At 63.7% G+C, this 25,824-nt stretch carries 25 protein-coding genes; 18 read left to right on the forward strand and 7 right to left on the reverse strand.

Annotated elements, in window-relative coordinates:
* Nucleotides 1-71: 71 nt before the first annotated feature.
* Nucleotides 72-1,004, forward strand: a complete 933-nt coding sequence (gene bipL, locus ACODSK_RS03495; RefSeq protein WP_489013910.1) for a phospholipase BipL — start codon at nucleotides 72-74, stop codon at nucleotides 1,002-1,004.
* Here bipL and ACODSK_RS03500 read toward each other — a convergent pair whose 3' ends face one another.
* On the reverse strand, nucleotides 1,005-1,754 hold the full coding sequence (locus ACODSK_RS03500; RefSeq protein WP_489013912.1) for a DUF2059 domain-containing protein: 750 nt from the start codon (nucleotides 1,752-1,754) through the stop codon (nucleotides 1,005-1,007).
* A gap of 114 nt (nucleotides 1,755-1,868) precedes the next feature.
* On the opposite strand from ACODSK_RS03500, the gene ACODSK_RS03505 reads away from it, so the two are divergent.
* On the forward strand, nucleotides 1,869-2,501 hold the full coding sequence (locus ACODSK_RS03505; RefSeq protein ID WP_489013913.1) for a 2OG-Fe(II) oxygenase: 633 nt from the start codon (nucleotides 1,869-1,871) through the stop codon (nucleotides 2,499-2,501).
* The gene (locus tag ACODSK_RS03510) at nucleotides 2,482-2,985 is read left to right on the forward strand and encodes a 2-thiouracil desulfurase family protein (RefSeq protein WP_489013915.1); all 504 of its coding nucleotides are present in this window, start codon (nucleotides 2,482-2,484) and stop codon (nucleotides 2,983-2,985) included. The genes ACODSK_RS03505 and ACODSK_RS03510 overlap by 20 nt, the downstream gene beginning before the upstream one ends.
* 111 nt (nucleotides 2,986-3,096) lie before the next feature.
* Here ACODSK_RS03510 and ACODSK_RS03515 read toward each other — a convergent pair whose 3' ends face one another.
* Nucleotides 3,097-3,873 carry a transporter substrate-binding domain-containing protein gene (locus ACODSK_RS03515; protein WP_489013917.1) on the reverse strand — a complete coding sequence of 259 codons (777 nt, stop codon included), beginning with the start codon at nucleotides 3,871-3,873 and terminating at the stop codon, nucleotides 3,097-3,099.
* A gap of 204 nt (nucleotides 3,874-4,077) precedes the next feature.
* Entirely contained in the window at nucleotides 4,078-5,307 is a 1,230-nt protein-coding gene (serA, locus tag ACODSK_RS03520) for a phosphoglycerate dehydrogenase (protein WP_489013919.1), read from the reverse strand.
* Between the two features lie 174 nt (nucleotides 5,308-5,481).
* Between serA and ACODSK_RS03525 the strand changes: the two genes are divergently transcribed.
* The 4 genes from ACODSK_RS03525 (at nucleotide 5,482) to ACODSK_RS03540 (ending at nucleotide 9,653) form a co-directional block, all read left to right on the forward strand.
* Nucleotides 5,482-6,879 (forward strand): FAD-binding oxidoreductase, encoded by a 1,398-nt coding sequence (locus ACODSK_RS03525; protein WP_489013921.1) that lies wholly within the window; start codon nucleotides 5,482-5,484, stop codon nucleotides 6,877-6,879.
* A gap of 38 nt (nucleotides 6,880-6,917) precedes the next feature.
* Complete coding sequence (locus ACODSK_RS03530) at nucleotides 6,918-7,583, forward strand: fumarylacetoacetate hydrolase family protein (RefSeq protein ID WP_489013922.1); 666 nt, start codon at nucleotides 6,918-6,920, stop codon at nucleotides 7,581-7,583.
* Between the two features lie 144 nt (nucleotides 7,584-7,727).
* Nucleotides 7,728-8,666: an SdiA-regulated domain-containing protein gene (locus ACODSK_RS03535; RefSeq protein WP_489013924.1), complete on the forward strand. Its 939-nt coding sequence runs from the start codon at nucleotides 7,728-7,730 to the stop codon at nucleotides 8,664-8,666.
* 87 nt (nucleotides 8,667-8,753) lie between these two features.
* A complete protein-coding gene (locus ACODSK_RS03540; RefSeq protein ID WP_489013926.1) occupies nucleotides 8,754-9,653 on the forward strand; it encodes an SdiA-regulated domain-containing protein in 900 nt (299 codons plus the stop codon).
* Nucleotides 9,654-9,764: 111 nt separating this feature from the next.
* Here the strand turns inward: ACODSK_RS03540 and rpiA are convergent, their stop codons facing one another.
* The gene (gene rpiA / locus ACODSK_RS03545) at nucleotides 9,765-10,436 is read right to left on the reverse strand and encodes a ribose-5-phosphate isomerase RpiA (protein WP_489013927.1); all 672 of its coding nucleotides are present in this window, start codon (nucleotides 10,434-10,436) and stop codon (nucleotides 9,765-9,767) included.
* Nucleotides 10,437-10,569: 133 nt separating this feature from the next.
* Here rpiA and ilvA point away from each other — a divergent pair, with 133 nt between their 5' ends.
* On the forward strand, nucleotides 10,570-12,084 hold the full coding sequence (gene ilvA / locus ACODSK_RS03550) for a threonine ammonia-lyase, biosynthetic (protein WP_489013929.1): 1,515 nt from the start codon (nucleotides 10,570-10,572) through the stop codon (nucleotides 12,082-12,084).
* 40 nt (nucleotides 12,085-12,124) lie between these two features.
* Nucleotides 12,125-12,553, forward strand: coding sequence for a DUF2269 family protein (locus tag ACODSK_RS03555; protein ID WP_489013931.1), 429 nt, complete (start codon nucleotides 12,125-12,127; stop codon nucleotides 12,551-12,553).
* 9 nt (nucleotides 12,554-12,562) lie between these two features.
* Here ACODSK_RS03555 and ACODSK_RS03560 read toward each other — a convergent pair whose 3' ends face one another.
* Nucleotides 12,563-13,219 (reverse strand): histidinol-phosphatase, encoded by a 657-nt coding sequence (locus tag ACODSK_RS03560; protein WP_489013932.1) that lies wholly within the window; start codon nucleotides 13,217-13,219, stop codon nucleotides 12,563-12,565.
* 143 nt (nucleotides 13,220-13,362) lie between these two features.
* On the opposite strand from ACODSK_RS03560, the gene ACODSK_RS03565 reads away from it, so the two are divergent.
* Complete coding sequence (locus tag ACODSK_RS03565; protein WP_009396722.1) at nucleotides 13,363-13,842, forward strand: RNA pyrophosphohydrolase; 480 nt, start codon at nucleotides 13,363-13,365, stop codon at nucleotides 13,840-13,842.
* A gap of 22 nt (nucleotides 13,843-13,864) precedes the next feature.
* On the forward strand, nucleotides 13,865-16,129 hold the full coding sequence (ptsP, locus tag ACODSK_RS03570; RefSeq protein WP_489013934.1) for a phosphoenolpyruvate--protein phosphotransferase: 2,265 nt from the start codon (nucleotides 13,865-13,867) through the stop codon (nucleotides 16,127-16,129).
* A 108-nt stretch (nucleotides 16,130-16,237) separates the two neighbouring features.
* Here the strand turns inward: ptsP and ACODSK_RS03575 are convergent, their stop codons facing one another.
* Entirely contained in the window at nucleotides 16,238-16,984 is a 747-nt protein-coding gene (locus ACODSK_RS03575; RefSeq protein ID WP_489013936.1) for an NRDE family protein, read from the reverse strand.
* A gap of 133 nt (nucleotides 16,985-17,117) precedes the next feature.
* On the opposite strand from ACODSK_RS03575, the gene ACODSK_RS03580 reads away from it, so the two are divergent.
* The 4 genes from ACODSK_RS03580 (at nucleotide 17,118) to ACODSK_RS03595 (ending at nucleotide 20,875) form a co-directional block, all read left to right on the forward strand.
* Nucleotides 17,118-17,900: a sulfite exporter TauE/SafE family protein gene (locus ACODSK_RS03580; RefSeq protein WP_489013938.1), complete on the forward strand. Its 783-nt coding sequence runs from the start codon at nucleotides 17,118-17,120 to the stop codon at nucleotides 17,898-17,900.
* A 14-nt stretch (nucleotides 17,901-17,914) separates the two neighbouring features.
* Nucleotides 17,915-18,724 (forward strand): prolipoprotein diacylglyceryl transferase, encoded by an 810-nt coding sequence (gene lgt, locus ACODSK_RS03585; RefSeq protein ID WP_489013940.1) that lies wholly within the window; start codon nucleotides 17,915-17,917, stop codon nucleotides 18,722-18,724.
* A gap of 48 nt (nucleotides 18,725-18,772) precedes the next feature.
* Nucleotides 18,773-19,744 carry a thymidylate synthase gene (locus ACODSK_RS03590; RefSeq protein WP_489013942.1) on the forward strand — a complete coding sequence of 324 codons (972 nt, stop codon included), beginning with the start codon at nucleotides 18,773-18,775 and terminating at the stop codon, nucleotides 19,742-19,744.
* A gap of 219 nt (nucleotides 19,745-19,963) precedes the next feature.
* A complete protein-coding gene (locus tag ACODSK_RS03595; RefSeq protein WP_489013944.1) occupies nucleotides 19,964-20,875 on the forward strand; it encodes a CAAX protease in 912 nt (303 codons plus the stop codon).
* 18 nt (nucleotides 20,876-20,893) lie between these two features.
* Here the strand turns inward: ACODSK_RS03595 and cadR are convergent, their stop codons facing one another.
* Nucleotides 20,894-21,337, reverse strand: a complete 444-nt coding sequence (cadR, locus tag ACODSK_RS03600) for a Cd(II)/Pb(II)-responsive transcriptional regulator (RefSeq protein ID WP_489013945.1) — start codon at nucleotides 21,335-21,337, stop codon at nucleotides 20,894-20,896.
* Between the two features lie 84 nt (nucleotides 21,338-21,421).
* On the opposite strand from cadR, the gene ACODSK_RS03605 reads away from it, so the two are divergent.
* The 3 genes from ACODSK_RS03605 (at nucleotide 21,422) to ACODSK_RS03615 (ending at nucleotide 25,823) form a co-directional block, all read left to right on the forward strand.
* A complete protein-coding gene (locus ACODSK_RS03605; RefSeq protein WP_489013947.1) occupies nucleotides 21,422-23,671 on the forward strand; it encodes a heavy metal translocating P-type ATPase in 2,250 nt (749 codons plus the stop codon).
* An 8-nt stretch (nucleotides 23,672-23,679) separates the two neighbouring features.
* Nucleotides 23,680-24,549 (forward strand): LysR family transcriptional regulator, encoded by an 870-nt coding sequence (locus ACODSK_RS03610; protein ID WP_489013949.1) that lies wholly within the window; start codon nucleotides 23,680-23,682, stop codon nucleotides 24,547-24,549.
* A 209-nt stretch (nucleotides 24,550-24,758) separates the two neighbouring features.
* Nucleotides 24,759-25,823 (forward strand): putative 2-aminoethylphosphonate ABC transporter ATP-binding protein, encoded by a 1,065-nt coding sequence (locus tag ACODSK_RS03615; protein WP_489013951.1) that lies wholly within the window; start codon nucleotides 24,759-24,761, stop codon nucleotides 25,821-25,823.
* Nucleotide 25,824 lies beyond the last annotated feature (1 nt).

The following is a 25,824-nucleotide window of genomic DNA, read 5'->3' on the forward strand; positions in this document are numbered from 1 at the left end:
CCAGCTTGCCATGCCCCCGCCGACAGATGAATATCGCAGATCAATCCTTCAGCAGCTTTCCGGAAGTCTCCATGCCTGCATCGTTCCAAGCCGATTCCCTGCGTGCCAGCCTGCAACCGCTGGTTGCGCGCCAGCCGTTGTCGGCCGAGGGCCAGGCCTACCAGCGTTTCTATGGCCTGGACCGGGTGCCCTGCGCGACCAGTTGGCTGGGAGGTTTCTCTTGCGCCGGGTTCGACGTGGTCAGCCAGGTGTGGTTGCCAGACCAGCCGGTGGCGACCTTGGTCCTGCTGCATGGCTTCTACGATCACATGGGGCTGTACCGGCATCTGGTCGATTGGGCACTGCGCCAGCACTTCGCGGTGATTTCCTGCGATTTGCCAGGCCATGGCCTGTCAAGCGGCGAGCGGGCCAGCATCGATGATTTCGCGGTGTACCAGCAGGTGCTGGACGAACTGTTCCAGCAGGCGGCCGCGCTGCAACTGCCGCAACCCTGGCACCTGTGTGGGCAGAGCACGGGCGGTGCCATTGCGGTCGACCATCTCCTGCACCGGGGCGACAGCAGCCCGGTGACTGGCGAGGTGATCCTCCTGGCGCCACTGGTGCGGCCGCGGGCCTGGGGCTGGTCGAAGTTCAGCTACTGGATGCTCAAGCCCTTCGTCAACGGCATTGCCCGGCGCTTCAGCGAAAACAGCAACGATCCGACTTTCCTGCCGTTCCTGCTGGCCGATCCGCTGCAGCCACGGCGCTTGCCCACTGCCTGGGTCGGCGCGCTACTCGACTGGGTGCGACGCATCGAGGCGGCGCCGGGTAGCCAGCGCCAGCCGCTGATCGTGCAGGGAGAAGAGGACATGACGGTGGACTGGCGCTACAACCTCGACGTGCTCAAGGGCAAGTTCGCCGCGCCGCAGATCCTGATGCTGCCCGAGGCCCGGCATCACCTGGCCAATGAGTTGCCGGAGATCCGCCGGCGCTACTTCGCGTTCATCGAGCAGCGCCTGGGCTGATCATTTCAGCTGCGAGGTGCTCTGGCCCACGGCCAGGCCGGCGCGAATCGCGGCGATAGCGGCCTGGTAGTAAGCCTGGCCCTCGGCGGACTCGGCGAAGGTGGCAAACTCCTCCAGCTCGGCGTCGGACAGGTCGCGGTAGACATACAGCAGGGTGTTGTTCAGGTCTTCGCCAATCTGCTGCATCAGCCGCTGGCGCTGGCCGTCCAGCATGCCCTGGGCCTGGCCGCCGCCGAACAGGCCGGGAATCATCTGGCTCAGGCTGTCGGCAGCAACTCCGGCAATCGCCAGGCTGACTTCGGCACCGGCTTCCCGCGCCGGCAGGGCCTGGGCCAGGTGGCCGACGATCAGCAGGCGGTTGTCGCTGACCTGCATCTTCGGCAGGCCCTTGGCGTTCTTCGCCAACTGGTCGCGGCGGGTGGCGAGCAGTTCGGCGGCGACGATCTTGCGTCCCAGTGGCGACTGGAAGAAGGCCAGGGCAGGGGCGGGGTCTTTCAGGTTGGCGCGCAACTGGGCTTCGGCGCGGCGATCCACGGCCTTGGCTTCGAAACGCTGGTTGCTGTTGTCCACCAGCGCCTGGAACACCGCGGGTGGCAGGCTTTTCTGGTAGCGCTGCTGGGCGGCGGCGATGGCATCGGAGAAGTGGGCCCGCTGCTCAGGCCAGCCGGCGACCTTGTACAGCTGATCGAGGGAGTCTGCCCGGACAGGCGTGGTGCAGATCATCAACAGCAGAAAAAACAAACGGCGCATTCAGGACTCCTGTCGGCAGGCGGCTATTGTCCGTGGCCTTGCGGGGCTTTGTCGAGACGCCCGTGACGCGATGCGACCAAGTGGCGCTGTCGGTTTGACCGGCGGCCCGTTACCATGCGCGCCATGCACATATCCTCCGATGATCCGCACATCCTCAGTATTGTCGACGACCTCGCCAACCAGGGCTGGTCGCGACAGGACGTCTTCCTGCCCGAGGCCCTGACCCGCGCCCTGGCCGCCGAGTGCCGGCAGCGCGCCGCGCAAGGCGAGCTGAGCCCGGCGGCGGTCGGCCGTGGCCAGGGCCAGGAGGTCCGCGAGGGCATTCGTGGCGACCATATTCTCTGGATCGAGCCCGGACAGTCCGAGGCCTGTGACCAGTACCTGGCCTTGATGGACAGCCTGCGCGAGGCGTTGAATCGCGACTTCTACCTCGGGCTGGAGGATTTCGAGTGCCATTTCGCCCAGTACCCGGCGGGCACTTTCTATCGCAAGCACCTCGACCGCTTCCGCGATGACGACCGCCGCACCGTCTCGGCGATCATCTACCTCAACGAGGCGTGGGGTGCAGAGGATGGTGGCGAGCTGCGCATCTACCTGGCGGACGGTAGCGAACGGGATATTCCGCCACTGGGCGGCAGCCTGATCGTGTTCATGTCCGCCGACCTGCCCCATGAAGTGCTGATGGCTCATCGCGAGCGCCTTTCGGTCACCGGCTGGTTCCGCCGTCGTGGCAACGAACCCTTCTGACCTGGCCAAGGTACTGGTGAGCGCCTGCCTGCTGGGGCAGCCGGTGCGCTATGACGGTCGCACCAGTGGTCATCCCGATCTGTTGCAAACCTGGCAGCGCCAAGGGCGCGTGGTGCCGCTGTGTCCGGAAGTGGCCGGCGGTTTGCCAACGCCGCGTCCGCCTGCGGAGATTCCTGGCGGGCAGGGTGGCGCGGTGCTGGATGGGGACGCGCAGGTGGTGACGGTGCTGGGCGAGGATGTCAGTGCCGAGTTTCTCGCCGGAGCGCGCCTGGCGCTGGAGCTGGTGCGGCGGCATGGCATCCGGGTGGCGGTGCTCAAGTCGGGGAGTCCGTCGTGTGGTAACCGGTTGGTCTATGACGGGGCGTTCAGCGGCAACAAGATCGCGGGCGAGGGGGTGACCAGTGCCTTGCTGCGGCGGGAGGGGGTGCTGGTGTTCAGTGAGCTGGAGCTGGAACAGGCGAGCCAGGCACTGGATTCGCTCTGAGTTTCAGGGCTTCATCGCTGGCAACGCTAGCTCCCACAGGTTCCGTGTACACCACAGAACCTTGTGGGAGCCGGCGTTGCCGGCGATGAGGCCCTCAACAGCACCCAGGATCTAAGGCTTGGGCGGCTCGCTGGCATCCACCCCGAACCATTTCTTCGACAGCTCGGCCAGCCGGCCATCGTCCTTCATGCGCTGCAGCGCGTTATCCAGGGCACTCTTGAACGCCGGGTTGTCCTTCTGGAACGGAATCGCCAGTTTCAGCACCGGGCCAACCGTGGCCCCCTCGGTCACCGGCAGATTGCTTTCCTTGATCGCATAAGGAATCAGCAAGCGATCACTCACTGCGCCGTCGATCTGGTCGTCGGCCACTTCCTTGATCGGCTGGAGCGCGTCCTTGTAGCTGCGCAGGTCTACGCCTTCGACGCTTTGCGCCTGGGCGGCGAACGAACTGCCCTGGACTACGCCGAGACTGTGCCCCTTGAAGGCTTCGAGGTTGTGCAACGGGCGCTTTTCTTCCTGGCGCACGATCAACTGGGCAACGGTGTAACTGTACGGCGCACTGAAATCCAGGCGCTCTTTCAATTCCGGAGTAGTGGCAATTTGATTGATCGCCACATCGTACTTGCCACTTTCCACGCCCGGCAGAAGTTCGCTGGAGTCCACCACGATAAAGTCGGCATTGACGTCCAGCTCCTTGGCGAGCATTTGACCCAGTTCCACTTCGAATCCGCTGAGTTGCCCGGCGGTATCACGGAAGTTGAACGGTGGGGTATTGGCTTCAATGGCAATGCGCAATTCGTTGCGGTCGGCGATCTCGTCGAAAATATCCGCGTGTGCCCACGGGCTAAGCAGGCTGGTGGCTAATAGTGCCCCGGTAATGAAACGCATCTGAGCCCCTTTTTATTGGCAATTAAACACAGGGTGCCGTGGCTTCTGGTTTGGCCCCGGTCAAGAGCCCCTTGTGACCGCAGGCTTCCCCAGATGTTTAACCCTAGTTGAAATATTTCCGCAGGAATCATGCAACTTCATGTTTTTACCCGCAAATAAAAAAGGGAGGCCACCAGGGCCTCCCTCTTCGACAGCGATTGAAACTTAGAACAGAACGCGGGAACGGATGGTGCCCTTGACCTGTTGCAGTTTCTCTTGCGCCAGATCCGAGTATTCGGCGTCGACGTCGATCACTACGTAACCGACTTTCTCGTTGGTCTGCAGGAACTGACCGGAGATGTTGATGCCGTTCTCGGCGAAGACCTTGTTGATCTCGCTGAGCACGCCCGGAATGTTTTCGTGGATGTGCAGCAGGCGGTGCTTGCCCGGGTGAGCCGGCAGGGCCACTTCAGGGAAGTTGACCGACGATACCGAAGTACCGTTGTCGCTGTACTTGACCAGCTTCTCGGCCACTTCCAGGCCGATGTTGGCCTGGGCTTCGGCGGTGGAACCACCGATGTGCGGGGTCAGGATCACGTTGTCCAGGCCACGCAGCGGGCTTTCGAACTCTTCGTCGTTGGAGCGCGGCTCGACCGGGAACACGTCGATGGCGGCGCCGATCAGGTGCTTGTCCTTGATCGCGGCGGCCAGGTGATCCAGTTCGACCACGGTACCGCGGGCGGCGTTGATCAGGATCGAGCCCTTCTTCATCGCACGGATTTCCTTCTCGCCGATCATCCACTGGGTGGATGGCAGCTCAGGCACGTGCAGCGAGACGATATCGGCCAGGCCCAGCAGTTCGTGGAGGCTGGTGACCTGGGTGGCGTTACCCAGCGGCAGCTTGGTCAGCGGGTCGAAGAAGAACACCTGCATGCCCAGGCTTTCGGCCAGGACCGACAGTTGGGTGCCGATCGAGCCGTAGCCGACGATGCCCAGTTTCTTGCCGCGGATCTCGAAGGAGTTGGCCGCGCTCTTGATCCAGCCGCCACGGTGGCAGGACGCATTTTTCTCGGGGATGCCGCGCAGCAGCAGGATGGCCTCGGCCAGCACCAGTTCGGCAACGGAGCGGGTGTTGGAGTACGGCGCGTTGAACACGGCGATGCCGCGCTCGCGGGCTGCGTCCAGGTCGACCTGGTTGGTGCCGATGCAGAAACAGCCGACGGCGACCAGTTTCTTGGCGCAGTCGAAGATTTCTTCGGTCAGTTGGGTGCGGGAGCGGATACCGATGAAGTGGGCATCGGCGATCTTTTCCTTCAGCTCGGCTTCCGGCAGGGAACCGGTGAGGTACTCGATGTTGGTGTACCCGGCGGCCTTGAGGACGTCCACGGCGTTCTGGTGGACCCCTTCGAGAAGAAGGAACTTGATCTTGCTCTTATCGAGAGAAGTCTTGCTCATCTGCGTAAACCTGTGTCCCGGAGAAAAATGGCAGGGAAGTGAAGCTGTCGCAGAATCGGCAGGGAAGCACGATCAGCGGGGGGCGTATGCTAGCATACCGACGCCGCGCTCAGACCATCCCCGGCACTTGAAGTGTGCTCAGGGTGACCATGAATAGTTCGAGAGTTCCGTCAGATGACCGATCCTGTTCTGCTTGCTGAACTGATGACCCTTGTCGAGCCTGGCAAGGTCCTGACCGACCCCGCTTCCCTCGATACCTGGGGCAAGGACTGGACCAAGCACTTCCCGCCCGCGCCGTCTGCCATCGTCTTCCCCAAGACCATCGAACAGGTCCAGGCCATCGTCCACTGGGCCAACCGGCACAAGGTCGCCCTGGTGCCTTCGGGCGGGCGCACCGGCCTCTCCGCCGCGGCTGTGGCCGCCAATGGCGAAGTGGTGGTGTCCTTCGACTACATGAACCGCATTCTCGATTTCAACGCCTTCGACCGCACCGTGGTGTGCCAGCCGGGGGTGATCACCGCGCAATTGCAGGCGTTTGCCGAAGAACAGGGCCTGTACTACCCGGTGGACTTCGCTTCGTCCGGATCCAGCCAGATTGGCGGCAATATCGGTACCAATGCCGGCGGGATCAAGGTCATTCGCTATGGCATGACCCGCAACTGGGTGGCCGGGCTCAAGGTGGTCACCGGCAAGGGCGAACTGCTGGAATTGAACAAGGACCTGATCAAGAACGCCACCGGTTACGACCTGCGCCAGCTGTTCATCGGCGCCGAAGGCACCCTGGGCTTCGTCGTCGAAGCGACCATGCGCCTGGACCGCGCGCCGAAGAACCTCACCGCGATGGTCCTCGGTACACCGGATTTCGACTCGATCATGCCGGTGCTCCACGCCTTCCAGAGCAAGCTGGACCTGACTGCCTTCGAGTTCTTCTCCGACAAGGGCCTGGCCAAGATCCTCGACCGCGGCGATGTGCCCGCACCGTTCGCCACCGAGTGCCCGTTCTATGCGCTGCTGGAGTTCGAGGCCACCACCGAGGATGTCGCCAATGACGCCCTGGCGCTGTTCGAGCACTGCGTGGAGCAGGGCTGGGTGCTGGACGGGGTGATGAGCCAGAGCGAGCAGCAACTGCGCAATCTGTGGAAACTTCGCGAATACCTGTCGGAAACCATCTCGCACTGGACTCCGTACAAGAACGACATTTCCGTCACCGTGGCCAAGGTCCCGGCTTTCCTGCGCGATATCGACGTGATCGTCAGCACCAGCTATCCGGACTTCATCGTGGTCTGGTATGGCCATATCGGTGATGGCAACCTGCACCTGAACATCCTCAAGCCGGACGACATGGGCAAGGACGAGTTCTTCGCCAAGTGCGCCGTGGTCAACAAGCAGGTGTTCGAAGTGGTCGAGAAGTACAACGGTTCGATTTCCGCCGAGCATGGCGTCGGCATGACCAAGCGCGACTACCTTGCCTACAGCCGCTCGGCGGCGGAAATTGCATATATGAAGGCAGTCAAGGCGGTGTTCGACCCCAACGGGATCATGAACCCGGGCAAGATCTTCGCCCCCGAGTGACCCACCGCCACGTTCAACCAGTGCTCCAGGAGTCGGCAATGAGCTATCAGCACCAATATGTAGACGGAACGCGCATCCACTTCCCGCTGGGCAAGGTGGTGTGCATCGGGCGCAACTACGCCGAACACGCCAAGGAACTGGACAACCCTATCCCCACCGAACCCCTGCTGTTCATCAAGCCGGGCAGTTGCGTGGTGCCGCTGGAAGGCGGCTTTGCCATCCCGGCCGAGCGCGGTTCGGTGCATTACGAGGCGGAAATCGCCGTGCTGCTGGGCAAGTCGCTGTCGCCGAAGCCGTCCGAGGAAGAGGTGCTGGACGCCATTTCCGGCTTCGCCCCGGCCCTGGACCTGACCCTGCGTGACCTGCAGGCGCAACTCAAGGAAAAAGGCCTGCCGTGGGAACGCGCCAAGTGCTTCGACGGTGCCTGCGTCCTGCCGCCGTTCGTGGTCGGCAGCACCTTCGAAGACCTGGCCGATATCGGCATCCGCCTGATCATCAACGGCGAAGTGCGCCAGGACGGTAACAGCGCGCTGATGCTCAACCCCATCGTGCCTATGATCCAGCACATGGCCTCGCAGTTCTCCCTGCAGGCAGGCGACGTGATCCTTACCGGTACGCCGGTGGGCGTCGGCCCGTTGAATCCGGGCGATGAGCTGGTGCTGGAGCTGCCGGGCGCGAGCCGCTTCGAAAGCAAGGTGCTCTGAGCCCAAAATGGGGCAGCCGCAACGGCTGCCCCACTGTCAATCGTTTCGTCGGCTTTTACCGTTTTTTTCACAAATCATCTGGATAATTCCTCTCCGGTCCTACGGCTGCGTCCGTCAGCTGGGTACAACAACAGGAATTCTCCAATGGCCACCCTCACTTCTGGCTCTTCTGGCGCCCCCTTGTCGCCTGCGCGCAAACGCCCTATCGCCCTGCGCTGGTCCACCTGGCTGGCGACCGCTGCCGTGATCGGTTACGGCGTGGCCATCGCCATGCATTGGGACGACCGCGGCCTGCTGTGGCTGAAGGAGAGCTTCGAAAGCCAGGTGGCGCAGAAGGCCAGTGTCTGGTTGCCGGATTATCTCGTCGATATCGACGCCAAGGTGCTGCCGGGCATGGAGGATGACGAGGCCTCCGACCTTTCCTACGATCCCCAGCGCAAGACCCTGTTTGCGGTGATGGGCAAGAATCCCTTCCTGGTGGAGTTGAGCCTCGATGGCGATGTCCTGCGCAAGCTGCCGCTGGTGGGTTGGTCCAACCCCGAAGGCGTGGCGGTACTTGCCGATGGCCGCCTGGCGATTACCGACGAGCGCCAGCACACCCTGACTCTGGTCAGCCTCGACGACACCACCACCGCGCTGAACATCAAGGACTTCCCGCAGTACGATCTCGGTCCCTCGGACAACCAGAACAAGGGCTTCGAAGGCATCGCCTGGGACCCGGCGCAGCAGCGGCTGATCCTGGGCGAGGAGCGCCCGCCGAAGCTGTTCAGCTGGCGCACCGATGGCCGCTCGTCGCTGACCGGCACCAAGCAGGAGCTGACCAACGATGATCTGGACCTGCGCAACCTGTCCGCCCTTGGCGTCGATCCGCGCACCGGTCATCTGCTGGTGCTGTCGGCGGACTCCAACATGCTGCTGGAGCTGGACGAGAACGGTGAGCAGGTCAGCTTCATGACCCTGCAGGGCGGCTTCAATGGCCTGAAAAAGCGCATCCCGCGCGCTGAAGGCGTGGCCATGGATGAAGCGGGCACCCTGTATATGGTCAGCGAGCCGAACTTCTTCTATCGCTTCCGCAAAAAGTAAGATTTTTCTGATAGTGGCATTAAGCTTTGCTTCAGCTGGCTATGGTTAGATTCAGGCCGTTTCGTTTCCCCGCCTGAGTCCTTGCCGATGCGCCTGCGCCTTCCCCTCCTTGCACTGTTCGTAGTCCTGCTGGCCGTCCTGGCGTATGCAGGGCAGCACTACCGCCTGTTCGAACGCGGCTGGTTCAACCTGAAAACCTGGATGCAGCCGGCCGAGCAGAGCATCGGCCTGGATCGCTACCGGGTGGTGATCGAAGCCCGTCCCATCGAGGGTCTGACAGACGATCTGTCGGCGCTGACCTACGACCCCGACCGCAACAGCCTGTTTACCGTGACCAACGCGAATCCCGAGCTGATCGAGCTGTCGCTGGAAGGCAAGATCCTGCGCCGGGTGCCGCTGACCGGTTTCGGTGATCCGGAGGCGGTTGAGTATGTGGGGCGCGACAGCTACGTGATCACCGACGAGCGTCAGCAGCGGCTGATCCGCGTGCGCCTGGACAACGACACGCCGTTCCTCGATGCCAAGGATGCCGAGCAACTGAGCCTGGGCATCGGTCTGAATGGCAACAAGGGCTTCGAAGGGCTGGCCTACGACCAGCAGGGCAAGCGCCTGTTCGTGGCCAAGGAGCGGGATCCGATGCTGATCTACGAGGTGCATGGCTTCCCCCATGACAACCCGCAGCAGCCTTACGCGGTGCATGTGGTGCAGGACCGCAAGCGCGATTCGCGGCTGTTCGTGCGTGACCTGTCGAGCCTGCAGTTCGATGAACGCAGCGGGCACCTGCTGGCGCTGTCGGATGAGTCGAAGCTGGTGCTGGAGCTGGACGTGAAGGGCAAGCCGCTGGCCAGCATGTCGCTGCGCAAGGGCTTCCAGGGCTTGAGCCAGAGCGTGCCGCAGGCGGAGGGGATCGCCATGGATAACGACGGGACGCTGTATCTGGTGAGTGAGCCGAACCTGTTCTATGTGTTCCGCAAGCCAGCGGAGTGACCTGTTGGCCCTATCGCTGGCAATGCCAGCTCCCACAGATTCAGCGGTGCACGCGATCCTAGTGGGAGCTGGCATTGCCAGCGATAGGGCCAGCAGCAACAGCGAAGATCCTCAGGCCTTGAGGGTCTTCACGCCCTCGGCAGTTCCCAGCAGCAGCAGATCCGCCGGACGCGCCGCGAACAGGCCGTTGGTGACCACGCCGACAATCGCGTTGATCTGCGCTTCCAGTTCCACCGGGTTGGTGATCTGCAGGTTGTGCACGTCGATGATGATGTTGCCGTTATCGGTCACCACACCCTCGCGATACACCGGGTCGCCGCCCAGCTTCACCAGTTGGCGCGCCACATGGCTGCGGGCCATCGGGATCACTTCCACCGGCAGCGGGAAGGCGCCCAGCACCGGTACCAGCTTGCTGGCGTCGGCGATGCAGATGAAGGTCTTGGCCACTGCCGCAACGATCTTCTCGCGGGTCAGGGCCGCGCCGCCGCCCTTGATCAGGTTCAGGTGTTCGTCGCTCTCGTCGGCGCCGTCGACGTAGAACTCCAGCTCGCTCACGGTGTTCAGCTCGTAGACCGGGATGCCATGGCCCTTCAGGCGTGCGGCGGTGGCTTCGGAGCTGGCCACTGCGCCGTCGAAGGCGGTCTTGTGCTGGGCCAGGGCGTCGATGAAGCAGTTGGCGGTCGAGCCGGTGCCGACGCCGACGATGCTCTTGTCGTCCAGCTTGGGCAGAATGAAATCGACGGCGGCCTGGGCGACGGCCTGTTTGAGTTGGTCCTGGGTCATGCGGGCTCCGAAGCGGGGGAGTATCGTGAAGCCGGGCATTATAGCGGCTAAAACCCCGGGTTTGCTGTGGTCGCCCGACAAGGCGCTGGGGTAGACTCCGATCCCCCGTCCAGCCGCCCGTGATGCTTTCCCGATGCTCGAACAGTACGTCAAGAAGATCCTCACCTCGCGCGTTTATGACGTCGCCGTGGAAACCCCCCTGCAAGCCGCCGGCCAGCTGAGCAAGCGCCTCGGCAACAACGTGCTGCTCAAGCGCGAAGACCTGCAGCCGGTGTTTTCCTTCAAGATCCGCGGCGCCTACAACAAGCTGGCGCAGTTGAGCGACGAAGAGCGCGCCCGTGGCGTGGTGACCGCGTCGGCGGGCAACCATGCCCAGGGCCTGGCCCTGGCGGCGCGGGAAATGGGCGTGAAGGCGACCATCGTGATGCCGCGCACCACCCCGGAAATCAAGGTCGAGGGCGTACGCTCCCGGGGCGGCAAGGTGGTGCTGCATGGTGATTCCTTCCCCGAGGCGCTGGCCCACTCGCTGAAGCTGGTCGAGGAAAAGGGCCTGGTCTACGTCCACCCCTACGATGACCCGCATACCATCGCCGGCCAGGGCACCGTGGCCATGGAGATCCTGCGCCAGCACCCGGGCCGCCTCGACGCCATCTTCGTGCCGGTCGGCGGCGGCGGGCTGATTGCCGGGATCGCCGCCTACGTCAAATACCTGCGTCCGGAGATCCGCATCATCGGCGTTGAGCCGGACGACTCCAACTGCCTGCAGGCCGCCATGGCCGCCGGCGAGCGCGTGGTCCTGCCGCAGGTCGGGCTGTTCGCCGATGGCGTTGCGGTGGCGCAGATCGGCCAGCACACCTTCGATATCTGCAAGGAACACGTCGACGAGGTGGTCACCGTCAGCACCGACGAGATCTGCGCGGCGATCAAGGACATCTACGACGACACCCGTTCGATCACCGAGCCGGCCGGCGCCCTGGGCGTGGCCGGGATCAAGAAGTACGTGGAGCAGCACGGCATCGCCGGGCAGACCCTGGTGGCCATCGACTCCGGCGCCAACGTCAACTTCGACCGCCTGCGCCATGTCGCCGAGCGCGCCGAGCTGGGCGAGGGGCGCGAAGCCATCATCGCGGTGACCATTCCCGAGCAGCCGGGCAGCTTCAAGGCCTTCTGCGAGGCCATCGGCAAGCGTCAGATCACCGAATTCAACTACCGCTTCCACACCGGCAGCGAGGCGCACATCTTCGTTGGCGTGCAGACCCACCCGGAGACCGATCCGCGCAGCGCGCTGATCCAGCACCTGACCGACAAGGGCTTCCCGGTCACCGACCTGACCGACAACGAACTGGCCAAGCTGCATATCCGTCATATGGTCGGCGGCCATGCCGCCGGGGTCAGCGACGAAATGGTCCTGCGCTTCGAGTTCCCCGAGCGTCCGGGCGCGCTGTTCAACTTCCTCAACAAGCTGGGCGGGCGCTGGAATATCTCGATGTTCCATTACCGCAACCATGGTGCGGCGGATGGTCGCGTGGTGGCGGGCCTGCAGGTGCCGGAGGACGAGCGCCACCTGGTGCCGGCGGCGCTGGCCAAGATCGGCTATCCGTACTGGGACGAAACCGACAACCCGGCGTACCGGCTGTTCCTCGGCTAAGCGGCTACGCTTTGAGCAACGCCCCGAGGAAATCGCCCCCATGGAATCGCTGACCGCCCTGAAAACCGCCCACGTGTTGGCCATCGTGCTGCTGCTGGGCAGCGCGCTGGGGCTGGCGGTATGGACCTGGAGAGCCCGGCGCGCGGGCGATGCGGCGGTCTACGGGCGACTGCTGGCGCGTCCGCAGGGCTTTCTCTGGCTGTTGATGGGTATCTGCCTGGCGAGTCTGCCGTTCACCGGCTGGTGGCTGGTCCACCTGGTGGGCTGGCCGCTGGGGCAGACCTGGGTGCTGGGTTCGAGCCTGCTGTACACCTTCGGCATGCTGGCCTGGCTCTGGTTGCTGGCCCGGGTCAACCGCCTGCGCAGCGCCCCGGGCGTGGGCAAACCGCAGTTCACCCTGGCCCTGGCGCTGTTCAGCGGCATCTGTTTTATCGCCATCGCCGGCCTGATGGGTGCCAAGCCGGTCTGACGGGCTACCTCAATCGCGCAGGCTGATGACCGGCCAGCCGCGTTTCTCGGCTTCGGCGCGCAGGTTCGGGTCCGGATCGACCGCCACCGGGTTGTCCACTTCCTCTAGCAGCGGCAGGTCGTTCAGCGAGTCGCTGTAGAAATGGCTGCCTTCCAGATTCAGGCCATTTTCTTCCAGCCAGCGGCGCAGGCGGGTCACCTTGCCTTCGCGGAAGCACGGTACGTCGGTGCTGCGGCCGGTGAAGCGGCCATCGACCATCTCGCATTCGGTGGCGAGCAGGGTCTCCACTTCCAGGCGCTTGGCGATCGGGCCGGTGATGAAGCGGTTGGTGGCGGTGATGATGACCAGCTTGTCGCCGGCGTCGCGGTGCTTCTTCAGCAGGGCCAGGGCCTTGGGCTGGATGATCGGCTCGACGCAGTCGCGCATGAAGTCGGCATGCCATTCGTCGAGCTGGGCCATCTCGGTGGTGGCGAGGATTTCCAGGCTGAAGTTCAGGTAGGCCTGCAGATCCAGCTTGCCGGCCAGGTAGTCCTGGTAGAAGGCGTCGTTGCGGTTCTGGTACTCGACCGGGTCGAGGATGCCACGGGCGCACAGGTAGTCGCCCCATGCGTGGTCGCTGTCGCCGCCGAGGAGGGTGTTGTCCAGATCGAATAAAGCCAGGCGCATTGAAGAGTCACTCGCATAACATCTGAAAAGTCCCACAGAATACGGACTTTTCACAACGCTGCACATAAGGTATGGCGGGCGCGTTGCTGGCGTTGCAGGCTTTGTGGAACAATGCGGCGACATGCGTTTGCGAGGTTGCTGCCGTGATCGACCCCGATGGTTTTCGCCCCAATGTCGGGATCATTCTGACGAATGATCTTGGGCAGGTGCTATGGGCCCGGCGAATCAACCAGGATGCCTGGCAGTTTCCACAAGGGGGAATCAACCCCGACGAGACACCGGAAGATGCTCTGTACCGCGAGTTGAATGAAGAAGTAGGCCTCGAACGTCAGGACGTGGAAATTCTTGCCTGTACTCGTGGCTGGTTGCGTTATCGTTTACCCCAACGTCTGGTCCGTACCCATAGCCAACCGCTATGCATCGGCCAGAAACAGAAGTGGTTCCTGCTGCGCCTGGTCTCCAACGAGCAGCGGGTACGGATGGATCTCACCGGCAAACCGGAGTTCGATGGCTGGCGTTGGGTCAGCTATTGGTACCCGCTGGGCCAGGTGGTGACATTCAAGCGCGAAGTGTACCGCCGCGCGCTCAAAGAGCTTGCCCCGCGCCTTCTGGCGCGCGACTGACGACGGAGTTCGACCCCGAGCCATGCTCAATACGCTGCGCAAGATCGTCCAGGAAGTTAACTCCGCCAAGGATCTCAAGACGGCGTTGGGGATCATTGTCTTGCGCGTCAAAGAGGCCATGGGCAGTCAGGTCTGCTCGGTCTACCTGCTCGACCCGGAAACCAACCGTTTCGTCCTGATGGCCACCGAGGGCCTGAACAAGCGCTCCATCGGCAAGGTCAGCATGGCGCCGAACGAGGGCCTGGTCGGCCTGGTCGGCACCCGGGAAGAACCGCTGAACCTGGAAAACGCCGCCGACCACCCGCGTTACCGCTACTTCGCCGAGACCGGTGAAGAGCGTTTCGCCTCCTTCCTCGGCGCACCGATCATCCACCACCGGCGTGTGGTCGGGGTCCTGGTGATCCAGCAGAAGGAGCGCCGTCAGTTCGACGAGGGCGAGGAAGCCTTCCTCGTCACCATGAGCGCCCAGCTCGCCGGGGTTATCGCCCATGCCGAGGCGACCGGTTCGATCCGTGGCCTGGGCCGCCAGGGCAAGGGTATCCAGGAAGCCAAGTTCGTCGGCGTGCCCGGCTCGCCGGGGGCTGCCGTGGGTACTGCGGTGGTCATGCTGCCGCCTGCCGATCTCGACGTGGTGCCGGACAAGACCGTCACCGACATCGATGCCGAACTGAAACTCTTCAACAATGCCCTCGAAGGCGTGCGCAGCGACATGCGCACCCTCTCGGCCAAGCTGGCAACCCAGTTGCGCCCGGAAGAGCGGGCGTTGTTCGACGTCTACCTGATGATGCTCGACGACGCGGCCCTGGGCGGCGAGGTGGTCGAGGTCATCAAGACCGGCCAGTGGGCCCAGGGTGCCTTGCGCCAGGTGGTTGGCGAGCACGTCAATCGCTTCGAACTGATGGACGACGCCTACCTGCGCGAGCGTGCCTCCGACGTCAAGGACCTCGGCCGGCGCCTGCTGGCCTACCTCCAGGAAGCCCGCCAGCTGTCGCTGGTCTACCCCGACAACACCATCCTGGTCAGTGAAGAACTGACCCCGGCCATGCTCGGCGAAGTGCCGGAAGGCAAGCTGGCGGGTCTGGTTTCGGTGCTGGGTTCGGGCAACTCCCACGTGGCGATCCTCGCCCGGGCCATGGGCATTCCCACGGTGATGGGCCTGGTCGACCTGCCGTACTCCAAGGTCGACGGCATCCAGATGATCGTCGACGGCTACAAGGGCGACGTCTTCACCAACCCCAGCGACGTGTTGCGCAAGCAATACGCCGATGTGGTCGCCGAGGAGCGTGAGCTGGCCAAGGGCCTCGACGCGCTGCGCGAACTGCCCTGCGAAACCACCGATGGCCACCGCATGCCGCTGTGGGTCAACACCGGTCTGCTCGCCGATGTGGCGCGGGCGCAGCAGCGAGGCGCCGAGGGTGTGGGCCTGTACCGCACCGAAGTACCATTCATGATCAACCAGCGCTTCCCCAGCGAGAAGGAACAGCTGGCGATCTACCGCGAACAGCTGGCCGCCTTCCATCCACTGCCAGTGACCATGCGCAGCCTGGATATCGGCGGTGACAAGGCGCTGTCCTACTTCCCGATCAAGGAAGACAACCCGTTCCTCGGCTGGCGCGGCATCCGCGTCACCCTCGACCACCCGGAAATCTTCCTGGTCCAGACCCGCGCCATGCTCAAGGCCAGCGAAGGCCTGAACAACCTGCGCATCCTGCTGCCGATGATCTCCGGCATCCACGAACTCGAAGAAGCCCTGCACCTGATCCACCGGGCCTGGGGCGAAGTGCGCGACGAAGGCACCGACGTGCCGATGCCACCGGTGGGGGTGATGGTGGAGATTCCCGCTGCCGTCTACCAGACCAAGGAGCTGGCGCGTCAGGTGGACTTCCTCTCGGTCGGCTCCAACGACCTGACCCAGTACCTGCTGGCGGTGGACCGCAACAACCCGCGGGTCGCCGATCTCTACGACTACCTGCACCCGGCGGTGCTCCAGGCCCTGCAGCATGTAGTCACCGCGGCCCATGCCGAAGGCAAGCCGGTGAGTATCTGTGGCGAAATGGCCGGTGATCCGGCGGCGGCGGTGCTGCTGATGGCGATGGGCTTCGACAGCCTGTCGATGAACGCCACCAACCTGCCGAAGGTGAAATGGATGCTGCGCCAGATCAGCATGGGCAAATCGAAGGAGATGCTTGCCCAGGTGATGGAAATCGACAACCCGCAGGTTATCCACAGCACCTTGCATCTGGCCCTGAAGAACCTGGGCTTGGGGCGGATGATCAATCCGCACTGATCCGTATTGCTCTCAAGGGCTTCATCGCCGGCAACGCCGGCTCCCACAGGATCCGGGTCGCTGCGGATAGTGTGGGAGCGGGCGTTGCCCGCGATGAGGCCCTCAGCTTCACAGCAACAGCTCGACCTCTCCCAGATGCCCCCCAAACGGCCCGAAACTCCTTTCCACCAGCCTACGCCGCCCATCCGCCTCGACGATCAGCACGGTACTCGCCCGCGTCCCATAGTTCTGACTGGCAATGAACACGCTGGACAGCAAGCGCTCGGTCGCCAGCCCGACGCCGGTATCCGGCAGCGCATTGTCCGCTGCCGGGTCGTTGTCCCCCAGCAACTCGAACAGCTTCAGCGGATCGGGATCATCCAGCCGCGCCCGTAATCCCTCCCGCGCCTTGACCAGCTTCGGCCACGGTGTATCCAGCGCCGCGTTGGACAGCCCGTACACCCCGGCCTCCAGCAGCCGTGGCGCGGCATCGCCGCCATGCAGGTAGCCCAGTTGGCGCCCGTCGCCCACCAGCAGATTGAAACCCGAGTAATGCCGGGCCTCGTCCGCCACCTTGCCCAGATAAGCCTCGACCGACAGCGCCCCGCGCAGAAACCCCGCCACCAGTTCGCCACGCGAACGGCTACCCAGCGGCTGTCCGGGGTTGCGGATATTGGTCAGCGCAGCGAATTTGCCCTGCGGCCCCAGGCCCAGCCAGGTTCCGCCGGCTTCCAGGTCGCGCCCGGCATGCACTCCGGGGGCTTCCTCCCAGGCTGCCAGGGCCTGGGTCGGGCGGGCGTAGAATTCGTCACGGTTGGCCGCGACGATCAGCGGCCGGGCATGCCCCGGGCGCCAGGCGAAAACGATCAGGCACATCGTGTTTCCCGTTGTCTTGTCGGTGGTGCCTCACTCTACAGCAGACGAGACTGACAAGGTCTTCATCTGCCATGAGTAGAGGCAAGGGCCTGCCTTCCGTTACCATGCCGGACTGAATTTTCCGGGGGCAACAATGGAATTCGTGCTCTATCTGCTACTGGGCGCTTGCGCGGGCGTACTGGCCGGGCTGTTCGGCGTCGGTGGCGGCATCATCATCGTGCCGGTGCTGGTGTTCAGCTTCACCCTGCAAGGCTTCGATGCCTCAGTGTTGACCCACCTGGCAGTCGGCACGTCGCTGGCGACCATCGTCTTCACCTCGATCAACGCCGTTCGCGAGCACCATCGCAAGGGCGCGGTGCAGTGGCCGATCTTCGCCTGGATGACCTTGGGCATCCTCATTGGCGCCGGTATCGGGGCCAAGACCGCCTCGCTGATCCAGGGTCCGCACCTGCAAAAGATCATCGGCGTATTCGCCCTGGTGATCTCCGTGCAGATGGCCCTCGACCTTCGGCCCAAGGCCAGCCGCGGTATTCCCGGCAAGGCCGGTTTGACCGCTGCCGGAAGCGTGGTCGGCTGGGCCTCGGCGATCTTCGGCATCGGCGGCGGTTCGCTGACCGTGCCGTTCCTGACCTGGCGCAGCCTGCCGATGCAGCAGGCGGTGGCGACCTCGTCGGCTTGCGGGCTGCCGATCGCCCTGGTCAGCGCCGTGAGTTTCATGCTGCTGGGCTGGCACGAGGAACACCTGCCGCCGCACAGCCTGGGCTTCGTCTACCTGCCGGCGATGATCGGCATTGCCGTTACCAGCATGTTTTTCGCCCGCTTCGGCGCGCGCCTGGCGCATAAACTGTCGCCGCGCCTGCTCAAGCGCCTGTTCGCCGCGCTGCTGTTCTGCGTCGGCCTGAGCTTTTTGCTTTAACGAGAGGAGTCACCATGCTGCCTTACCCGCAGATCGATCCCGTGGCACTGGCCATCGGGCCGCTGAAAATCCATTGGTATGGCCTGATGTACCTGGTCGGTATCGGTGGCGCCTGGCTGCTGGCCTCGCGCCGGCTCAACCGCTTCGACCCGACCTGGACCCGGGAAAAACTCTCGGACCTGGTGTTCTGGCTGTCCATGGGGGTGATCGTCGGCGGACGGCTCGGCTACGTGCTGTTCTACGACCTGAGCGCCTACCTGGCCAACCCGACCCTGATTTTCGAAGTGTGGAAGGGCGGCATGTCGTTCCACGGCGGGTTTATCGGCGTGATGCTGGCGGCGGTGTGGTTCGGCAAGCGCAACAACAAGACCTTCTTCGAACTGATGGACTTCGTCGCGCCGATGGTGCCGATCGGTCTGGGCGCCGGGCGTATCGGCAACTTCATCAACGCCGAATTGTGGGGCAAGGCCACTGATGTGCCGTGGGCCATGGTCTTTCCGCCGTTCAGCGACCCGGCGCAGTTGCCCCGCCACCCGTCGCAGCTGTACCAGTTCGCCCTGGAAGGCGTGGCGCTGTTCCTGATCCTCTGGCTCTACTCGCGCAAGCCGCGGCCGACCATGGCGGTCTCCGGCATGTTCGCCCTGTTCTACGGGATCTTCCGCTTCATCGTCGAATTCGTCCGCGTTCCGGACGCCCAGCTCGGCTACCTGGCCTGGGGCTGGCTGACCATGGGTCAGATTCTTTGTGTCCCGATGATCGTCGGCGGCCTTGCCCTGATCTGGTGGGCCTATAATCGCAAGCCGACGGTGAAACCCGCGGTCTGATTTTCCACGGCAGGGGCGATCCCCTGCCGTCTTCGTTACAGGAACGCTATGAAACAGTATCTGGACCTGGTCCGCGACGTTATCGAGAACGGCACCCTTCAGGAAAACCGCACCGGCGTGCGCACCATCGCCCTGCCGGGCGCCATGCTGCGTTTCGACCTGCAGAAGGGCTTCCCGGCCATCACCACGCGCAAGCTGGCGTTCAAGTCGGCCATCGGCGAGATGGTCGGTTTCCTGCGCGGCGTGAAGAACGCCGCCGAGTTCCGCGAGCTGGGCTGCAAGGTCTGGGACCAGAACGCCAACGAAAACGCCCAATGGCTGGCCAGCCCGTTCCGCCAGGGGCCTGACGACCTCGGCGAAATCTACGGCGTGCAATGGCGCCAATGGCCGGCCTACAAGCGCATTCCGCTGAGCAATGCCGCCGCCATCGAGCTGGCGCAGAAGAACGGTTTCGTGAAGATCGCCGAGGCCGAGGAAGACGGTGAAGCCTTCGTCGTGCTGTACAAGGCCATCGACCAGATCCGCCAGTGCGTCGACACCATCGTCAACGACCCCAACAGCCGGCGCATCCTGTTCCACGGCTGGAACTGCGCACAGCTGGACGAAATGGCCCTGCCGCCATGCCACCTGCTGTACCAGTTCCACCCCAACACCCAGACCAAAGAGATCTCCCTGACTCTCTACATCCGCTCCAACGACCTGGGCCTGGGCACGCCGTTCAACCTCACCGAAGGCGCCGCGCTGCTGTCGCTGATCGGCCGCCTGACCGGCTACACCCCGCGCTGGTTCACCTACTTCATCGGCGATGCCCACGTGTACGAAAACCACCTGGACATGCTCAACGAGCAACTGCGTCGCGAGCCGCTGGAAGCGCCGAAGCTGGTGATTTCCGATCGGGTGCCGGAGTTTGCCAAAACCGGCAAGTACGAGCCGGAGTGGCTGGAAAAGATCGAGCCGAGCGACTTCAGCCTGGAAGGCTACGAGCACCATCCGCCGATGACGGCGCCGATGGCTGTTTGAGGCTGCGGCCTGATGGGGCAACAGGATGCTGTCCCATCAGGTATTAACGGGCGCGCAGGGTGCAGAAACGAAAACCCCGACTCTAGGTCGGGGTGGGTGTTTCGTGGTCTTTGCAAAGAGTCGTAAGCTTTCGCCCATTGGAGCTCAGTGCCAACCAGTGGATCATGCTACGAGCGGTTGATACCCACGTCAACAGCCTCGCTCGAGGGGAAACCCAGCATGCCACACTCCATCCAGTACAGGCCTGAGCTGATCGAGCAACTGATCAGTTCGCACAGGATTGCCAGTTACAGCAGAGTCTTTTCCGCCACCAACGACATGGAGTTGGTTGGCGCTTACCTCTGGAACTCCCATGTGTGTGCATCCCTCTATCCCTTGCTTTGTGCAGCGGAAGTCACCCTTCGAAATGCCATTGATGTCGCCCTGACGGCTGAGCTGGGAAAATTCTGGTGGAGAAAGGGCAAGCTGCAATACAAGAGTTTCAGGGCTGGAGCTATCAGACTGCCGCATTCGGTAGAGTGTCTGGGCAATAACTTCCAGTCGGCCTACCGGGCCGCCAGCAGGGAGAAAGCGAAAAGGACAGGCGCCAGTGGAGCGCCTGACCATCAGGAAATCGTGGCGCAAGCTGAATTTTCCACTTGGGAGTTCATCCTCGATAACGAATTCATGGGTAATAACCTGATCTGGCCGAAGAACCTTGGCCGCGTTTTCAGGGGCAAATGGCCTGTAAGTGCCAATATGCTCCGGCACTGCAAGGATCGTGTTTCTCTCGTCCGGACCTTTCGCAATCGGATATTCCATCACGAGCCAGCCTGGAAGCGCTCAGGTGTAACAGATGAGCAGCAGGCGGTAATTCACCTGCATGAGAAGATCGGCAAGCTCACAGAATTGATCAGTTGGATATCGCCGGAGAAAATCGATCTGCTTGAAAAGAGTGGCCTGGTCGGAACGGCTTATCGTGCTTGCTCGCTTGCTGAGATCAAAAGGTTCAAGCACCAATCCAGGACCAGTACCGTCAACAATATGAGCAAGCTCATCAAGTTGGCTGAGGTAGCGCGCTCTGGAAACGAGGTGCTAAAAATAGCGATCTACGGTAAGCGCAGGGCTGTCTATACCCTTCAACCGGGCTGACAGGAGAAGCGTAAAAGCTCAATGCCCATGGCTCCTGCCTACATGCGAATGCTCCGCCTCCGGCACCGAAACCGCCCCATTCACCTCAAGCCTCTCCAGAATCGCGCAATGCTCCCCACCGGCATTGCAGCGCCTGCGCAACTCCACCAGTTGCCCTTGCAATGCCATCAGCCCGTCAATCCGCGCCTGCACGTGCTCGATATGCTCGTCGATCAGCGCATTGACGCTTTCACACTGGTCCTGCGGGCTGTCCCGTAGCCGCAGCAGGCTGCGGATTTCTTCCAGGGTCATGTCCAGCGTCCGGCAGTTGCGGATAAAGGTCAGGCGCTCGACATGGGCCTGGGTGTAGACCCGGTAGTTGCCCTCGCTGCGGGCCGGTTCGGGCAGCAGGTTTTCCCGCTCGTAGTAACGGATGGTCTCCACCGCACAATCGGTGGCCTTGGCCAGTTCGCCGATCTTCATCTGCAAATACCTCGACAGGTTGCTTGACCCTATAGTGGCTACAGGGTGTTCACTTGGCAACAGGACCTTTAGGGATGAACCCCCATGAACCAGCCTGTCAATCACGATCACCTCCATAAGCACCACGATCACGGCCATAGCAAGCACGATAGCTGCTGCACGCCCAAGGCCACGTCCTGCTGCTCCGCCACCGAGGCGCCGGCCCTTGTGCAACTGAGCGAAAAGGCCAGCAGCGACGCCCGGCTCAGTCGTTTCCGCATCGAGGCCATGGACTGTCCGACCGAGCAGACCCTGATCCAGAACAAGCTGGGCAAGCAGGATGGCATCGAGCAACTGGAATTCAACCTGATCAACCGCATCCTCGGCGTGCGCCACACCCATGGCGATACCCGGGGCATCGAGCAGGCGATCGCTTCGCTGGGCATGAAGGCCGAGCCGCTGACCGACGAAGCCGCTGAAGCCAAACCGGCCCCGGCGAAGAAATCCTGGTGGCCGCTGGCGCTGTCCGGCGTGGCCGCCCTGGCCGCGGAAATCGTGCATTTCACCGCTGCCGCGCCGGAGTGGATGGTCGCCGCGCTGGCCCTGGCGGCGATCCTCGGCTGCGGTCTGGGCACCTACAAGAAAGGCTGGATCGCCCTGAAGAACCGCAACCTCAACATCAACGCGCTGATGAGCATCGCAGTGACCGGCGCGGTGCTGATCGGCCAGTGGCCGGAAGCGGCCATGGTGATGGTGCTGTTCACCCTCGCCGAGGTGATCGAAGCCCGTTCCCTGGACCGCGCGCGCAACGCCATTGGCGGCCTGATGCAACTGAGTCCGGACATGGCCACCGTGCAGCAAGCCGATGGCCAGTGGCTGGAGATGGAAGTGACCAAGGTCGCGCTGGGTGCTCTGGTCCGCCTGCGGCCTGGCGAGCGCGTCGGCCTCGACGGTGAAGTGATCAGCGGCCAGTCGAGCATCGACCAGGCACCGATCACCGGCGAGAGCCTGCCGGTGGAGAAGGGCCCGGGCGACAAGGTGTTCGCCGGCACCATCAACCAGTCCGGTGCGCTGGAGTACCGGGTCACCGCCGCTGCCGGGCAATCGACCCTGGCACGGATCATCAAGGCGGTCGAGGAAGCCCAGGGCGCCCGGGCGCCGACCCAGCGCTTCGTCGACCAGTTCTCGCGCATCTACACCCCCGCCGTATTCGCCTTCGCCCTGGCGGTGGCGGTGATTCCGCCGCTGTTCATGGCCGGTGCCTGGTTCGACTGGATCTACCGCGCGCTGGTCCTGCTGGTGGTGGCCTGCCCGTGCGCCCTGGTGATCTCCACTCCGGTGACCATCGTCAGCGGCCTGGCCGCCGCGGCGCGCAAGGGCATCCTGATCAAGGGCGGCGTGTACCTCGAAGGCGGGCGCAAGCTGGACTTCATCGCCCTCGACAAGACCGGCACCCTGACCCACGGCAAGCCGGTACAGACCGACCGCCAGGTGCTCGACCCGCTGTTCGCCGAGCGCGCCCAGCGCATCGCCGCCAGCCTTGGCGCCCGCTCCGATCACCCGGTATCGATGGCCATTGCGCTCCAGGGTGAGGCGGACGGCCTGGCGCTGGACGAGGTGAGCAACTTCCAGGCCCTGATGGGCCGTGGCGTCAGCGGTGAGGTGGACGGCGTGCTCTACCACCTCGGCAACCATCGCCTGGTGGAAGAACTGGGCCTGTGCTCGCCGCAGCTGGAGGAAAAACTCGACGCGCTGGAGCGTCAGGGCAAGACCGTGGTGGTGCTGCTCGACGGCTCCGGCCCGCTGGCCCTGTTCGCCGTGGCCGATACGGTCAAGCAGACCAGCCGCGAGGCCATCGCCGAACTGCACCAACTGGGCATCCGCACCGTCATGCTCACCGGTGACAACCCACACACCGCCGACGCCATCGCCACCCAGGTCGGCATCGACGAGGCTCGTGGCAACCTTCTGCCGGCGGACAAACTGGCGGCCATCGAGGATCTCTACGCCAAGGGCCATCGGGTCGGCATGGTCGGCGACGGCATCAACGACGCCCCGGCCCTGGCCCGCGCCGAAATCGGCTTCGCCATGGCCGCAGCCGGTACCGACACCGCCATCGAGACCGCCGATGTCGCGCTGATGGACGACGACTTGCGGAAAATCCCGGCCTTCGTCAGGCTCTCGCGGCAAAGCGCAGCGATCCTGGTGCAGAACATCGTTCTGGCCCTGGGTATCAAGGCGATCTTCCTGGCGATCACCTTTGCCGGCATGGCCACCATGTGGATGGCGGTGTTCGCCGATATGGGCGTCAGCCTGCTGGTGGTCTTCAACGGGTTGCGCCTGCTAAGAAAATAAGAGGATTTATGCTGAGTTCCGAGCTGAAGGCGTTCTACATGGTGGCCCGCCTGGGCAGCATCACCCTGGCCGCGAAGAAGCTCGGACTCAGCCAGCCGACGGTCACCACGCAGATCCGCCACCTGGAAAGCCACTACGGCGTCGAGCTGTTCTACCGTGGTGGCCGGCGCCTGGCCCTGAGCGAGGAGGGCGCGCGGCTGCTGCCGATGGTGCGCACGCTGCTGCAGCAGGAGGCCGATATCGAGTTCTTCCTGCGCAACAGTGGCCAGCAGCAGGGCGCCTTGCGGGTGGCGGCGACTGCGCCGTACTACATCCTCGACCTGGTGAAGATCTTCCGCGAACGCCTGCCGCAGGTGGAGGTGTCGGTGGAGATCGGCAACTCGCAGCAGGTTCTCGAACTGCTGGAGGAATACCGGGTGGATGTGGCGGCATCCTCGCAGTTGCTCGAAGACAGCCGCCTGGTGCGCCGGGTGCTCGGCACCGACCCGCTGGTGGTCGCGGTGCACCGCAGTCATCCCCTGGCCTCGCGGGAGTCGGTGCCCCTGGCGGCGCTGGCCGGGCATTGCCTGTTGATGCGCGAACAGGGCTCGACCACCCGCAAGCTGACCGAGCAGATGCTTGAAGAGGCTGGAGTGAAGGTCGGTGCGCTGCTGGAGATCGGCAGCCGCGAGTCGATCCGCGAGGCGGTACTGCGCAATATCGGTATCAGCATCATTGCTCGGCATGAAGTGCCGCATAACCCGGAGCTGCGGGTGCTGGGGCTGGAGGGGGCGCCGGTGATGCATGAGTACCTGTATTGCCTGAAGGAAAGGCGCCAGGCGCGCTTGCCGGCTGCATTCCTGGGGCTGGCCCAGGAGATGTCGGCCATCGATTCCTGACTTGAGGGCCCTATCGCCGGCAACGCCGGCTCCCACAAGGTTCAGCGGTCTACTCGATACCTGTGGGAGCTGGCGTTGCCAGCGATGAGGCCCTCAAGATCAGCAACAAAAATCCGCCAATACCACTATCGGCAGCTTTTGCCCTACAGCCACAGAACCTTCGCAAAGCGTACCTAGCATGACCCTCATTCGTTCGGTGAGGTCCTGTCATGAACAACACGCTTGCAAACCCCGGCGCCGAGTTGCGCGTTCGCGGCATCAACAAACGCTTCGGTGCCTTCACCGCGCTGCACGATGTCTCCCTCGACGTCGCCGCCGGTGAACTGGTCTGCCTGCTCGGCCCGTCCGGCTGCGGCAAGACCACCCTGCTGCGCTGCATCGCCGGCCTGGAGCGCCAGGACCGCGGCGAGCTGATGATCGGCGACCGCGATATCTCCACCCTGCCGCCACAAGCCCGTGACTACGGCATCCTGTTCCAGTCCTACGCGCTGTTTCCCAACCTCACCGTCGAAGCCAACATCGCCTACGGCCTGGCCGGCAGCGGTCGCAACGAGGTGCGCCAGCGGGTCGGGCAGATGCTCGAACTGGTCGGCCTGACCGGCAGCGAAAAGAAGTACCCCGGCCAGCTCTCCGGCGGCCAGCAACAGCGCGTGGCGCTGGCCCGTGCCCTGGCGCCGGCGCCGTCGCTGCTGCTGCTCGACGAACCGATGTCGGCCCTCGATGCCCGCGTCCGCGAGCATCTGTGCACCGAGCTGCGCCAGCTCCAGCGCCAACTGGGCATCACCACCCTGATGGTCACCCACAACCAGGACGAAGCCATGCTGATGGCCGACCGCATTGCCGTGATGAACAACGGCCAGGTCGAGCAATACGCCACCGCCCAGGAAATCTACGACCGTCCGGCCACGCCCTTCGTCGCCGAATTCATCGGCCAGGGCAACTGGCTGCCGTTCCAGCGCAGCAGCGACAGCCATGCCCAGGTCGGCGGCCTGAACCTGCGCCTGGCGCCGGGGGCCAAGGCCGGTGGCAGCGGCCGGCTGTTCTGCCGCCCCGAGTCGATCAGCGTCAATCCGATCGTCCATGAGGAAAACCTTTTCCCGGCGCGCCTGCGGGAAATCACCTTCCTCGGCAACCGCTGCCGCATGAGCTTCGAACTGCACCAGTTGCCCGGTCATGCCCTGCTTGCCGAGGTCGCCCCGGAAGCCATGCCGCGCCTGGGTTCGCAGGACATCTGGGTGGCCCTGCCGCCGCGCAGCCTGCAGGTGTTTGCCTGAG

The sequence above is a fragment of the Pseudomonas sp. FG98 genome (genome assembly GCF_057808595.1).

Excerpts from the sequence above, each read along its gene's own strand:
- bipL (WP_489013910.1), top strand. The coding sequence starts at position 72 with ATGCCTGCATCGTTCCAAGCCGATTCCCTGCGTGCCAGCCTGCAACCG.
- ACODSK_RS03500 (WP_489013912.1), bottom strand. The coding sequence starts at position 1,754 with ATGCGCCGTTTGTTTTTTCTGCTGTTGATGATCTGCACCACGCCTGTC.
- ACODSK_RS03505 (WP_489013913.1), top strand. The coding sequence starts at position 1,869 with ATGCGCGCCATGCACATATCCTCCGATGATCCGCACATCCTCAGTATT.
- ACODSK_RS03515 (WP_489013917.1), bottom strand. The coding sequence starts at position 3,873 with ATGCGTTTCATTACCGGGGCACTATTAGCCACCAGCCTGCTTAGCCCG.
- serA (WP_489013919.1), bottom strand. The coding sequence starts at position 5,307 with ATGAGCAAGACTTCTCTCGATAAGAGCAAGATCAAGTTCCTTCTTCTC.
- ACODSK_RS03525 (WP_489013921.1), top strand. The coding sequence starts at position 5,482 with ATGACCGATCCTGTTCTGCTTGCTGAACTGATGACCCTTGTCGAGCCT.
- ACODSK_RS03530 (WP_489013922.1), top strand. The coding sequence starts at position 6,918 with ATGAGCTATCAGCACCAATATGTAGACGGAACGCGCATCCACTTCCCG.
- ACODSK_RS03535 (WP_489013924.1), top strand. The coding sequence starts at position 7,728 with ATGGCCACCCTCACTTCTGGCTCTTCTGGCGCCCCCTTGTCGCCTGCG.
- ACODSK_RS03540 (WP_489013926.1), top strand. The coding sequence starts at position 8,754 with ATGCGCCTGCGCCTTCCCCTCCTTGCACTGTTCGTAGTCCTGCTGGCC.
- rpiA (WP_489013927.1), bottom strand. The coding sequence starts at position 10,436 with ATGACCCAGGACCAACTCAAACAGGCCGTCGCCCAGGCCGCCGTCGAT.
- ilvA (WP_489013929.1), top strand. The coding sequence starts at position 10,570 with ATGCTCGAACAGTACGTCAAGAAGATCCTCACCTCGCGCGTTTATGAC.
- ACODSK_RS03555 (WP_489013931.1), top strand. The coding sequence starts at position 12,125 with ATGGAATCGCTGACCGCCCTGAAAACCGCCCACGTGTTGGCCATCGTG.
- ACODSK_RS03560 (WP_489013932.1), bottom strand. The coding sequence starts at position 13,219 with ATGCGCCTGGCTTTATTCGATCTGGACAACACCCTCCTCGGCGGCGAC.
- ptsP (WP_489013934.1), top strand. The coding sequence starts at position 13,865 with ATGCTCAATACGCTGCGCAAGATCGTCCAGGAAGTTAACTCCGCCAAG.
- ACODSK_RS03575 (WP_489013936.1), bottom strand. The coding sequence starts at position 16,984 with ATGTGCCTGATCGTTTTCGCCTGGCGCCCGGGGCATGCCCGGCCGCTG.
- ACODSK_RS03580 (WP_489013938.1), top strand. The coding sequence starts at position 17,118 with ATGGAATTCGTGCTCTATCTGCTACTGGGCGCTTGCGCGGGCGTACTG.
- lgt (WP_489013940.1), top strand. The coding sequence starts at position 17,915 with ATGCTGCCTTACCCGCAGATCGATCCCGTGGCACTGGCCATCGGGCCG.
- ACODSK_RS03590 (WP_489013942.1), top strand. The coding sequence starts at position 18,773 with ATGAAACAGTATCTGGACCTGGTCCGCGACGTTATCGAGAACGGCACC.
- ACODSK_RS03595 (WP_489013944.1), top strand. The coding sequence starts at position 19,964 with ATGCCACACTCCATCCAGTACAGGCCTGAGCTGATCGAGCAACTGATC.
- cadR (WP_489013945.1), bottom strand. The coding sequence starts at position 21,337 with ATGAAGATCGGCGAACTGGCCAAGGCCACCGATTGTGCGGTGGAGACC.
- ACODSK_RS03605 (WP_489013947.1), top strand. The coding sequence starts at position 21,422 with ATGAACCAGCCTGTCAATCACGATCACCTCCATAAGCACCACGATCAC.
- ACODSK_RS03610 (WP_489013949.1), top strand. The coding sequence starts at position 23,680 with ATGCTGAGTTCCGAGCTGAAGGCGTTCTACATGGTGGCCCGCCTGGGC.
- ACODSK_RS03615 (WP_489013951.1), top strand. The coding sequence starts at position 24,759 with ATGAACAACACGCTTGCAAACCCCGGCGCCGAGTTGCGCGTTCGCGGC.